7 protein-coding genes and 1 pseudogene are annotated in these 12,754 nt (G+C 45.7%); all 8 read left to right on the top strand.

Features of this window, described 5'->3' with window-relative positions:
• The first annotated feature begins 23 nt into the window (after window positions 1–23).
• Window positions 24–743 (top strand): DUF6063 family protein, encoded by a 720-nt coding sequence (locus CCU_RS09035; RefSeq protein ID WP_004852816.1) that lies wholly within the window; start codon window positions 24–26, stop codon window positions 741–743.
• Window positions 736–5,211 (top strand): hypothetical protein, encoded by a 4,476-nt coding sequence (locus tag CCU_RS09030; protein ID WP_015534399.1) that lies wholly within the window; start codon window positions 736–738, stop codon window positions 5,209–5,211. The genes CCU_RS09035 and CCU_RS09030 overlap by 8 nt, the downstream gene beginning before the upstream one ends.
• A 112-nt stretch (window positions 5,212–5,323) precedes the next feature.
• Window positions 5,324–6,877, top strand: coding sequence for a DUF975 family protein (locus CCU_RS09025; RefSeq protein ID WP_015534398.1), 1,554 nt, complete (start codon window positions 5,324–5,326; stop codon window positions 6,875–6,877).
• Window positions 6,878–6,917: 40 nt separating this feature from the next.
• The gene (locus tag CCU_RS09020) at window positions 6,918–7,709 is read left to right on the top strand and encodes a TraX family protein (RefSeq protein ID WP_015534397.1); all 792 of its coding nucleotides are present in this window, start codon (window positions 6,918–6,920) and stop codon (window positions 7,707–7,709) included.
• Between the two features lie 59 nt (window positions 7,710–7,768).
• Window positions 7,769–8,380, top strand: coding sequence for a zinc-ribbon domain-containing protein (locus CCU_RS09015; RefSeq protein ID WP_015534396.1), 612 nt, complete (start codon window positions 7,769–7,771; stop codon window positions 8,378–8,380).
• Window positions 8,381–8,843: 463 nt separating this feature from the next.
• Window positions 8,844–10,115, top strand: a complete 1,272-nt coding sequence (locus CCU_RS09010; protein ID WP_015534394.1) for a substrate-binding domain-containing protein — start codon at window positions 8,844–8,846, stop codon at window positions 10,113–10,115.
• A gap of 187 nt (window positions 10,116–10,302) precedes the next feature.
• Entirely contained in the window at window positions 10,303–11,811 is a 1,509-nt protein-coding gene (locus CCU_RS09005) for a sugar ABC transporter ATP-binding protein (RefSeq protein ID WP_015534393.1), read from the top strand.
• Between the two features lie 17 nt (window positions 11,812–11,828).
• Window positions 11,829–12,754 (top strand): annotated as a pseudogene (locus tag CCU_RS09000) (galactoside ABC transporter permease); the annotation flags it as partial.

Raw genomic sequence — 12,754 nt, 5'->3', positions numbered from 1 at the left:
TGTACGGAGAATAGGAGAAAAAGATGGAAAGTAAGAATCTGGACAAGGCGATAGAGATATATTCCAAGTTAATATCAGGTGAGGAGATCTGTAAGAAGCATCCCGACAATGGCCCGTTGTACGATGAGTTCTACGGCAATGCCGAGGTGTACGATATTGTCATGAATATGATGAAGAAGATGAACCTGTCACTGTACGAGTACAATGACAGCTTGTATATAACAGCCGGAGAGGGCAACAGGGTATTTGGCTATACGAATGACGACATGAAGAAGCTTCTGGGACTTCGTCTGAACAAGGAGCTCTATCTGTGTTACTTCATTATGTATATGACACTTCTCTATTTTTACAAGGATTCATCCAGCTATCAGTTCAGGGAGTATGTGAAGTCAGAGAACATTATAGATGAGACAAGCAAATATCTTGCGGACATAACGAAGAAGCTTGATGTTCTGTCAACTGATGAGGTGGAGCAGGACAGCTTCAAGGCGATAGCGCTTCTGTGGGATGAGCTCCCGGCGGTGACGGGCAATCAGGAGGGCGACAGCGCCAGGGCGTCCAAGGCATCCCGGGCGGGTTATGTGAAGCTGGTGTTCAACTTCATGTCGGCCCAGCGGTTATTTGTGGAGAATGCGGACAGGTACTATCCGACAGACAGGATGAAAGCTTTGTCGGAGAACTATTTTGAGGAATACAGAGGACGGCTGTATCAGCTGCTTGGAGGTGAAGAAGAGGATGCCTAGTATCAACAGGATAAGGGTCAACAATGTAAAATATAACTTTGGTACACAGCAGTACGATGACTTCACCATGAGAATGTATGGAAAGAACACGCTGTATGATCTGGCAAATGGAGGAGGAAAGAGTATTCTCATGCTTCTGCTCCTTCAGAACCTGATACCGAACTGTACTCTGGATGAGAAGCAGCCTGTGGAGAAGCTTTTCCGTGCGGGCGGCGGCAACACAGTCATCCATTCGCTGATCGAGTGGAAGCTTGACGAGGCGGATATAAAGGATGGCTACAGATACATGACCACCGGATTCTGTGCCAGAAAGGCAAAGGATACGGCGGATGCCGGGGAGGTACAGAAGGACACTGCATCCATAGAGTATTTTAATTACTGCATTTTCTACAGGGAATATAACAAGAATGACATAGTGAACCTTCCTTTGTCGGAGGGGAATGAGAGGATCACATTCAACGGTTTAAAGACATATCTCAAGGATCTCGGACACAGGGATATGAGCCTGGAGATCAGGGTATTTGACAAGAAGGGCGAGTACCAGAGATTTATAAGTGGCTATGGTCTCCACGAGAGCCACTGGGAAATCATACGTGGAATCAACAAGACAGAGGGGCACGTAAGAACGTATTTTGAGACAAATTACAGGACCACAAGGAAGGTCGTGGAGGATCTGCTTATAGAGGAGATCATAGAGAAGGCATTTGCCACAAAGACAGGACGAAACGGTGAGGAAGACACCATGGCAGAGACTCTTCTCGACATCAAGGACAAGCTGAACGTTCTGGCACAGAGAAAGCGTGACATAGCCAACTATGACCACCAGATAGAATTGATAAATGTGCTCGAGGGCAAGGTGAACTCATGCGTAGGTCTCTACGAGGACAACGACAGGATATGTAAGGGCCTGGCCGATGTGTATGCCACAGGAAGGGCGTGTACACAGGAGGGCGACACCCATATGGAGGAGCTGGCGAAGGCAAAGGCTGACGCCGGGGAGCAGATGGAACAGCAGAACAAGCGTCTGGCAAATCTCAGGGTCACCAGGGATTATCTGCGCCTTGAGGACATGAACCGCAAGATGGATGACACTGCCACGCAGATAGAGGACAATGAGAAGAAGCTTGCGGAGCTAAAAAACCAGATCGGCTACAAGGAGAGTGCAAATGACTACCTTGTATACAGGGAGAACAAGCGACAGTACGAAGAGAGCAGACTGATAGTCGACAATATAAGAAACAACATCGGATCATCCAGTGAGAAGATGGCGGTGTATGCGTACAACAGACGCATCCGTGATGAGAAGAAGCTTGCAGAGCTCATGGCGGCAAGGGAAGAGGCCCAGACCAGCTATGATCACGCACTTGAGGAGGCGGAGTACTGCAGAAAGGTCATGAGGGAGGGCGAGATCGCCCAGGCGGTGGCGGAGAACAATATCGCTGATGCCACAGCCAAGATTGATGAGATAAGTGCCCGCATAAGTGAGCTGGCAGCATCGGTCAACCTGCTCGTAGTGGGTGATGTGAAGGATATGATGAACAAGGCTCAGGAGGAGTCTGACAGGATACTTGCTGAGATGACAGAGTTGGAGATAGCCATAGCAGATGGCAGGACAAAGCTGTACGATGACAGATACAGACTGACGACTGTGCAGGCTGAGTATGATGCGCTGGAGAGAAGCTGCGAGGATGCAAGGCTTGACGCCGAGGCGTACAGGCAGTCGGGAAGCCAGCTCGACAGCATCATGGCAGTATACTCTGTGGAGAATCCACAGGATATAACAGGTGTTATAAATGACAGGATTAGGGGCACCATAACAGAGACGATCAAGCGCCAGCAGGAGATCGACAGACTGACAAAGCTTGCGAAATGCTATGAGGATGGCAGACCATTTCCGCCGTCGGAGGGGGCTGAGACTGTGATAAACTACATCTCCACCAGACATGGGCTCATGGCCATGCATGGTGCGGATTATCTGTCGGCACTCCCGGGTGATACAAAGGAGGAGCTGCTTCAGGCAAATCCATACCTGCCGTACAGTGTTGTGACAAAGGGATTTGATAGTCTGGAGGATGATATAAATCTCGGTTCGATAGACACCGGCAGCGAATGTGTAATGGTGTACGATATGGATAAGCTTTCAGACTCAGCGATAGTTCCCGCCGAGAACATGCTTATCATAGGAAGAGACAGGAAATATTTCATGTCTAAGGACTCCATGGAGGACGCCAGAAAGGCAAATGCTGATAAGATAGCAGGTCTCACGGAGGAGATCAGTCTGATAAATGAGAAGCTTGCGACTTATCAGGAGGATCTTGCATTTGTCACAAGGCTTGTGGATGCGAGATATACAGGTGCCGAGGACAGGGAGAGAGAGCTGAACCAGGCACTGCTCGATAAGAAGGATGAGCTTGAGGAGCTTAAGACATCGATCAAGGTTACAGAGACGGAGCTTAATAATAACACTGAGAGATATGGAGACCTGCAGCAGAGTCAGCAGAAGGAATCTGACAGAAGACAGACATTTGTCATGATAGAGCAGCTGTCGGATCTTGCAAGACCGGAGGAGCAGAGACTTGCCGAGTATAAGCAGAGGAAGTCTGACCTTGTGGCAAAGCTGTCAGGACTTCAGAGCGATGTGCTGAAGTGGTCGACGACGGTTGGAGAGACTGAGTCAAAGCTTGCGGGGCTTACAAGGAATATAGAGGATATCCAGTACAAGTGGACGGAGTATTTCGAACCGTATCTGCCGAAGTCTGAGAATGCGGGAGTTGCTGAAAATACAGATGGTGTAGGCGTGGCTGCTGCGGCATGGCAGGACGGAATACCGGAGGAATACAAGGAGACTTTGGACATTTCAGATGAACGGCTTGAACAGGAATTTATGGCTATGCTGGCGGTTTCAAAGGAGCATGCGCCGGATCTTGAGGACAAGAAGAAGCTCATGGATGCGCTGAAGAAGTCAATGGACAGAATACAGAAGACCATAGAGAAGAGAGGCTTTGACATGGCGGTATTTGCCGAGGCAGGAGAGCTCTATCCGACGTCTGAGGACAATCTCAGGGAGATGGACGATGAGCTGGCAAGGCTCACGTTGATAGAGGCGTCGCTGATGCAGCAGCAGAAGGCTGACCAGAAGGCGTATAGCAAGCTTGAGGGAAGCATAGAGTATGCGATAGAGAACATCAACCGCACATACGGCGATAGCAGCTATGTACGTGAGGAGATATCTGCAGCCGATGCAGATACAGCCATAGCCAATGGCGATGCGGTGCTTGCGGATATGAACCGCATATTCAAAGAAGCTGAGAAGGCGTACAGCGATTACTATAAGCAGTATGGTTTCATGGTGGATCTGTACAAGGATGTAAAGAGAATAGTCGATACAAATGACATAGATGTGTCCGGTGGAAATGTACTGGATGAAGACATGGATACCCTCAGACAGTTATTTGAGACAAGTCTCATGAAGTACGACAGGAGCATGAAAGCCCTTGACCGCGCGAAGAATGAAATCATGAGATTCAAGGGACAGACGGCGGATACACTAGTGGAGATGGGTGTATTCGAGATGGCCAATACGATCAGACAGGATGTGCAGGTTCCGGATACCTACAGTCAGGCAAAGGAACTTCTGGCAAATCTTCTTCAGATTATTGAGTTCATCAAGCTGGAGAAGGAGCGCGTTGAGAAGGGTATCGAGGATATGGTTGCCATCAAGGAGAACTTCGAGAATCAGTGTGTACAGAGATGTATGGATGTGAAGACTGAGCTTGAGAAGCTTCCAAAGCTGTCACGTATCACGGTGGGCGATGATGTGATCAAGATGGTCGATCTCACCATACCTTACGTGAAGGATGAATTTGTAAAGCAGAGGATGTCTGATTATATAGATGACATAGTGAAGGGTGCGGATGCCTACGAGGATGAACGAAAGAGGATCAAGTACATCCGTGACTGTCTGGGACTCAAGAAGCTGTTCGGTGTCATGGTCACAGATATGAATGCCATCAGACTCAATCTCTACAAGAGGGAGAGGATAAAGGAGCAGAGCCGGTATCTCAGGTATGAGGAGGCTGTTGGAAGTACGGGACAGTCCCAGGGTATCTACATTCAGTTTCTGGTTGCTGTCATCAACTACATTGCAGGAATGTACAGCCTGGCACCGGAGGAGTCGGTACAGTCTAAAACAATATTTATTGACAACCCGTTTGGTGCGGCGAAGGATATATACATATGGGAGCCTATATTTGCCATGCTGGCAGCTAATCATGTGCAGCTCATCGTACCTGCCCGTGGCGCGACACCGGCCATCACAGGACGCTTTGATGTGAACTATATCCTGGGACAGCAGATGGTGGGCGGAAAGCAGCAGACGGTAGTGGTGGACTACACCAGTAAGACGGATCAGGAAGAACTGGAATATCAGGAACTTTCCTATGAGCAGGCAACCTTCGACTTCATCTAGGGGGATTCAGGTTATGAGTTTCACAGTTTGCCTGAGTGATGTGACATTAAAAATGCGGGATATAGACGTAAGATGATAACATTTAAAATTCTATAAGGGAGAATGTATTATAATGACTTGGAACAGGAAACAGCTTAAAAAGGGAGCGTGGAACACGGTATTTAAACGTGGACTTATGGCTTGGATGGCTATGGTCGCTGTGTGTTTTATTTTCTCTTATCTTGGGGTAGATGATTCTTCCCAGACAAAATTCGTGAAGGGAATAGATCAGGTGCTTGGACAGGAGACCGAGCATGAGGCTGACAATGTGACCATACTCAAGGAGTATGTAAAGAATATGCCGATGATTGAGCATATGTCGGAGAAAAAAGCCGAGACAGTAGCCCGTGCGATAGACTCGGTGACGGCGAAGCAGACCTGGATCATCAAGCTTTTAGGCGCCAACACGGCATATGTGGAGAGAAATCCCGGCGAGGTCATAGTGATGCTCCTGATATCTGCTCTTATCATGGCTGTTGTCCATTTCTTTATACAGAGTGCGGCGATAGTGGGCAAATGCCGTTATGCCATGGAGTGCAGATACAGTGACAAGGTGTCCGTCAACCGGATGTTTGCACCTTTCCACAGACATTATTTACTCAGACTTATGTGGGTCATGTTCTGTTACAATGTTGTTATGACACTCTGGTGGCTCACGATAATCGGTGGTGTGTACAAGTATTATCAGTATAGGATGGTTCCATATCTCCTGGCGGAGAATCCAAGACTCAAGTGGAGAGATGCGAAGAACATGTCAAGGGAGATGACGAGAGGCTATAAGTGGAAAATGTTCCTGACGGATCTGTCGTGCATCCACGTGTGGATGATCAAGGCTATACCGGTTGCAGGACTTCTGGTAGCATTACCGTTTCAGATGGAGCTTGATGTGGAGATGTACTTCTGGTTCAGACAGAATATAGGTGTGGAAAATTTTGTCGAGGAAGCATTCAATGCTGCACCATATAACAAAAAGGCTATCGAGGCTGCTTATCAGTCGGCAGGAGACGCGGGAGTTGCTGAGGTATGGACTAAACCGGCCTATATTCTCCAGGATGTCGCGGTCGAGGTGCCTGAGGGAATGAAGGTGAAGAGTGAATACAGTCTCAGGGACTTCATTTTCTTCTTCTTTGTGTTCTGTTTTATAGGATGGCTGTGGGAGGTCGTACTCTATATAGTTATGGATCATGTTCTTGTAAACCGTGGAACCATGTATGGACCGTGGCTGCCTGTGTACGGAGTCGGCGGCGTTGCTATCATATTCCTGCTTGACCGCTTCAAGGCAGATAAGGCAAAGCTGTTTGCTATGGCGATGGTGGTATGTGGAATCATAGAATTCATAGCAAGCTGGGCACTGGATTTCTTCTTTAATTCACAGTATTGGGACTACAAGAACGAGTTTCTTAATGTAAATGGAAGAATATGTCTGGTGGGACTTCTTGCATTTGGTTTGGGCAGCCTGTTTGGAGTGTATATAGCGGCACCGAAGCTCAGTGAATTTCTGAATTCCAAGAGCAAAAAAGTGCAGAACATTATATGTATCACATTGTCGGTATTGTTTATCATAGATCTGATATGCTGCGCCATATTCGGATTTAACAAGGGCGAAGGAGTTGGCGGCACATATTAGGAACCAATATGACGAAGTCATATAAAAAGGAGGAATCAATATGACGGATATACAGAATGGTAAAATGATTGATCCGGGGAAACAGTCCTGGAATATAAAGGCAGGAGTATTCAGCTCCTGTATGCTGCATATCATTGCGATGGCATGCATGCTCAGTGATCACATGTGGGCAACGTTGTTTCCGTATGTGGATATACTTACGTGCATAGGAAGAATAGCATTTCCGATATTTGCCTTCATGATAGTTGAGGGATTTTATCACACCAGTAATTTCCGCAGATATCTGTGCAGAATGCTGATATTTGCGGTGATATCTGAAGTTCCGTTTGATCTTGTGTCCGGAGACAGTGTCCTGTATCTGTTTCATCAGAATGTACTTTGGACATTTCTCATAGGATTGCTGCTGATAGCATTGATAGACAAGGTGAGGAAAACGGGCAAGGTATGGCTGTGGATCCCGGTTGCGATTGTTGTGACTCTTGTGGGATATGTGATAGGAACGATCACCATGGTTGATTTCTATGGAGCGGGAGTTGTCATGGTTATAATGTTCTATCTGTTCCGGGGCAAGGAACCATGGAAATTGATAGCACAGCTCGTGTGTATGTATTATATCAATGCACAGTTGCTTAGTGGATATTGTTATACATTTAGTATAGCGGGACATAGCTTTGAATTCCCGCAGCAGGCGTTTGCGCTCATCGCATTGCCGGTGATATGGCTATACAATGGAAAACTGGGATACCATAAGAAGTGGTTTAAATACTTCTGTTATGCATTTTATCCGGGACACTTGCTTGTATTGTACATAATCTGGCAGATGGTGATGTAGACATTGTATGAGCAGAGAATCGGTGGTTTTTGCAGATATTGGGGAAAAGGAGAAATAAGATGAATGCAGCTCATAAGATAGTGGTTTTGGTTGGCAGTATATTCCTTGCTGTCGGTGTTTTCGTGGGAATTATATTTGCAATTGTGGCGGAGCCTGGCAAATTCCCCCTGGCTATGCTGAGCCTTCCGGGAAGTTTCTTACTGATCGGTGGGGGAATGGACATAGTGGTGGCGATATTGGTTCACAACAAGAAGATGATAGTGAAAAAGGGCGTGAGGTACCCTGCAAAGATATATGGATACACGGAGAATACTTCTGTCAGGGTGAACAATACATATATGATGGACACAATCGTGCATTATTTTGACAGCTACCATGTTGAGCGGGAGGCTATAATACCAACGGGATTCACAAGGGGTGCCGGCATGTACCCGATAGGTCTGACGATAGATATATTTGAGTACAACGGCAAATACGGCTATGATCCGGATTCAGTAAGGGATGAGAGGCTTCCTGGTGAGGAAGAGCTCATGGACGACAAGCCGGTGGCACCGGATAAGCTGAGACTTGTGGCGGTCAGATGCCCGAATTGTGGTTCGAGTTTCCGTGCAGCGACTGGATATTCCAGCAAATGTCCTTATTGTGGAAATTACTTGAATGTGAATATGTAATCCTGAAAAAGAGCGTGGGTGAGTCGAACCCACGCTCTAGCAAAAAGGAGATAATTTTATGCACAAACCTACGAAACAACAACAAAAAGATAAAAACAAGCCGTTATAGAAGATTCCACTAAAATGCCGAGAATGAGTCAAAACTGCCCAACTCAATATGCAATTTTACCCGTGTTAAGCAAAAAATACACTTGACATATAACTATTAACCAGTGTGAATTGGTAAAAATATCTATAAAGAAATCAATAAATCGCAAAATTTTGCTAATTAATCCAAAAATATTCTATTCTTTCAAATCCCGTATCAACTTATAATGAGTACAGTCAATGAGGCAAGACAAAAAAATAAAACACACAAAGCCAAAGGATGTGTTAAGTTTCAGAAAACTTAACATGCAGCATCAGCCCTTGCCGAAGGCAATTACAAATGGGCTGATGTTCAAAGAACAGGAGGGAATGTAATATGAGAAAAAGAAGAATTTTAGCTGTAGCAGCAGCTGCAACACTTGCTTTATCAATGGTAGGATGTGGATCAGGCGGAAGTTCAAGTGGCGGAAGCTCAAGCAGTGGAGTAGCCAACAAGGACAAGCCACTTTGCTGGTTCAACCGTCAGCCATCTAACAGTTCAACAGGAGAGCTTGACAAGGACGCTCTTAGCTACAACAAGGACACATATTATGTAGGATTTGATGCTAATCAGGGTGCTGAGCTCCAGGGCCAGATGGTTCTTGATTACATCAAGGCAAATGCAGCAACGATCGATCGTAACGGTGATGGAGTCATCGGATATGTACTTGCAATCGGTGATATCGGACACAATGATTCAATCGCACGTACAAGAGGTGTTCGTTCAGCACTTGGCACAGGAGTTGATGCAAACGGAGCAGTTGATTCAACACCAGCCGGAACAAACGTAGATGGTAAGGCAACAGTAGTACAGGATGCTAAGCTTGATGTTGATGGCAAGACATATACGATCAGAGAGCTTGCATCACAGGAGATGAAGAACTCAGCAGGAGCTACATGGGATGCAGCTACAGCTGGTAATGCAATAGGAACATGGACAGCATCATTTGGTGATCAGATCGATGTAGTTGTTTCAAATAACGATGGTATGGGAATGTCAATGTTCAATGCCTGGGCAAAGGACAACAAGGTTCCTACATTTGGATACGATGCTAACAGCGATGCAGTTGCAGCAATTGCAGAGGGCTACGGCGGAACAATTTCACAGCATGCAGATGTTCAGGCTTACCTGACACTGAGAGTTCTCCGTAACGCACTTGATGGTGTAGATGTTGATACTGGTATCGGTACAGCAGACGAGGCTGGAAACCAGCTTGAGGAAGGTGTTGACTACAGATACAGCGCAGACGAGAGATCATACTACGCACTGAATGTGGCAGTAACAGCAGACAACTATCAGGATTTCACAGATTCAACAAAGGTTTATGACAAGGTTTCAAAGCAGCTTGACTCAAGCAAGAGCCCAAGCAAGAAGGTATGGCTTGATATCTACAACGCTTCAGATAACTTCCTGAGCTCAACATACCAGCCACTTCTTCAGAACTACGATGACCTTCTTAACCTGAATGTAGATTACATCGGTGGTGATGGACAGACAGAGTCTAACATCACAAACCGTCTTGGTAACCCAGGCGAGTACGATGCATTTGCAATCAACATGGTTAAGACAGACAATGCAGCATCATACACATCAATTCTCTCTAAGTAATATAAGTTACCTGGATGATTGATCAATAGGAAATGATTTAACTCAGAGGGGTGTCAGACTAAACATTTGATACCCTTCTTTTACTAAGAGCATGTATCAAGTTTTCTATGAAAACTTGATATGTAGCATCAGCCCTCGCCGAAGGCGACTATTAATGGGCTGATGTTCAATGAAAGGAAGTAGAGATATGGCAGAAGATAAGAATAAATACATCTTATCGATTCAAGGCATGAGCAAATCATTCGGCAGAAACAAGGTCCTTAACCATATTAATTTGAATGTTAAACCTGGTTCGATCATGGGACTTATGGGTGAGAATGGTGCCGGTAAATCGACAATGATGAAGTGTCTCTTCGGAACCTATCAGAAGGACGAAGGCACAATAATATTAGATGGAAAAGAAGTAAATTTCTCTGGCCCTAAGGATGCACTCGAGAATGGAGTTGCGATGGTTCATCAGGAATTAAATCAGTGTCTTGAGAGAAGCGTTGTTGACAACCTGTTCCTTGGACGTTATCCAAAGAACTCTCTTGGAGTCATCGATGAGGGCCGTATGAAGAAGGAAGCTTCAGACTTGTTCAGAAAGCTGGGTATAACGGTCAATCTTACACAGCCGATGAAGAGGATGTCAGTTTCCCAGAGACAGATGTGTGAGATCGCAAAGGCTATCTCATACAATTCCAAGGTAATCGTACTTGATGAGCCTACATCATCATTGACAGCACCTGAGGTTGCAAAGCTTTTCAAGATGATGAGACAGCTCAAGGAGCAGGGAATTTCCCTGATCTACATCTCACATAAGATGGATGAGATATTCGAGATCTGTGATCAGATATCAGTTCTCCGAGACGGTAGTCTGGTCATGACAAAGGACAGCAAGGACACCAACATGAACGAGCTTATATCAGCCATGGTTGGTCGTTCACTTGATAACAGATTCCCACCGGTCGACAATACGCCGGGTGAGACGATCCTCTCAGTACAGGGACTCTCCACAAAGTATGCACCGAAGCTCCAGAACATCACATTTGATGTGAAGAAGGGTGAGATATTCGGTCTCTATGGTCTGGTTGGCGCAGGTCGTACAGAGCTCCTGGAAACTATATTTGGTATTCGTACAAGAGCAGCAGGAAATGTAATGTATGGTGGCAAGATCATGAACTTCACCGGTCCAAAGGATGCTATGGATCACGGATTTGCCCTCATCACTGAGGAGAGAAAGGCAAATGGTCTCTTCCTCAAGGCAGATATCACCTTCAATACCACCATTGCAAATATGAACCACTACAAGAGCGGCGTGGCACTGTCACATGACAGCATGGTTCGTGCCACAGCTGAGGAGATCAAGGTCATGCACACCAAGTGTATGGGACCTGACGATATGATCGCCAACCTGTCCGGTGGTAATCAGCAGAAGGTTATCTTCGGAAAATGGCTTGAGCGTTCACCAAATGTATTCATGATGGATGATCCTACAAGAGGTATCGATGTAGGAGCCAAGTATGAAATATATGAACTTATAATCAACATGGCAAAGCAGGGCAAGACTATCATAGTTGTCTCCTCTGAGATGCCGGAGATCCTGGGTATCACAAACCGTATAGGTGTTATGTCAAATGGACACCTTGCCGGAATTGTAAATACCAAGGAGACTAATCAGGAAGAATTGTTAAGACTTAGTGCTAAATATTTGTAATAGAGAGGAGCATGGATATGGCAGATAAAAATATGATCCTTTCGGCTGATGCAGAGGAAAAACTCCTCAAGCCGATTGATGAATATGTTGGAAAGATACAGGCTCAGATCGATGAACTTCGAGTTGATGGATCTGACAAGGTTCGTAGTTTGAAGAACCATATAGCTATCGCAAAGGAAGATAAGAATTTATCAAAGGAAGAAAAGGATAGCATAATCGCAAAGGATAAGGCAGCCCTGGAGAAGGCAAAGGCAGTTGAGGCAGCCAATAAGGATAAGGTTGCAAAGCTTATCGCTGACGCAGAGGGATACCTTAAGGAGCATTATGACAGCGAGTACTACAGCAAAGTAGTGGCAAGCTGCGAGACTGAGAAGGCAGCAGAAAATGAGTCCTATGAGAGAGTAAAGGCAACACTCAAGACAGAGCATGAGCAGACACTTGCAAAACTCTCTGATCCGGAGGAGATCAAGGACGAGAAATATGTATACAAGAACAAGCTCTTTGATGCACAGATGACACATGAGTCAAGACTTCAGGAGATTAAGGACAGAAAGCATGATGCATTTTCACACAAGTATCATCTGATAGATCTCCTTAGAATGTCCAAGTACACATTCATGCAGAGCAGAGCACAGAAATTTGAGAATTACAAGTACACATTCAACACAACACAGTTCCTTTACAAGAACGGTCTGTATATAGTAATCGTGTTGATATTCATTGCACTTTGTATCATCACTCCAATTGTGAAGAACACACAGCTCCTCACAGTTACCAATATACTGAACATACTTCAGCAGGCATCACCTAGAATGTTCCTGGCACTCGGCGTTGCGGGACTTATCCTCCTGACCGGTACCGATCTTTCGATTGGACGTATGGTTGGTATGGGTATGGTTACAGCTACCATTATCATGCACAATGGTGCAAATACAGGTGGTGT

It is taken from the genome of Coprococcus sp. ART55/1, assembly GCF_000210595.1.
In the GTDB taxonomy this organism is placed as follows: domain Bacteria; phylum Bacillota; class Clostridia; order Lachnospirales; family Lachnospiraceae; genus Coprococcus; species Coprococcus aceti.
Note: the sequence above shows the minus strand (reverse complement) of the source record. Positions and strands in the feature narration are given on the sequence as shown.

Bases quoted from the DNA above. Each gene is read 5' to 3' on its own strand.
- CCU_RS09015 (WP_015534396.1), top strand. From the start codon at position 7,769: ATGAATGCAGCTCATAAGATAGTGGTTTTGGTTGGCAGTATATTCCTT.
- CCU_RS09005 (WP_015534393.1), top strand. From the start codon at position 10,303: ATGGCAGAAGATAAGAATAAATACATCTTATCGATTCAAGGCATGAGC.
- CCU_RS09020 (WP_015534397.1), top strand. From the start codon at position 6,918: ATGACGGATATACAGAATGGTAAAATGATTGATCCGGGGAAACAGTCC.
- CCU_RS09025 (WP_015534398.1), top strand. From the start codon at position 5,324: ATGACTTGGAACAGGAAACAGCTTAAAAAGGGAGCGTGGAACACGGTA.
- CCU_RS09035 (WP_004852816.1), top strand. From the start codon at position 24: ATGGAAAGTAAGAATCTGGACAAGGCGATAGAGATATATTCCAAGTTA.
- CCU_RS09030 (WP_015534399.1), top strand. From the start codon at position 736: ATGCCTAGTATCAACAGGATAAGGGTCAACAATGTAAAATATAACTTT.
- CCU_RS09010 (WP_015534394.1), top strand. From the start codon at position 8,844: ATGAGAAAAAGAAGAATTTTAGCTGTAGCAGCAGCTGCAACACTTGCT.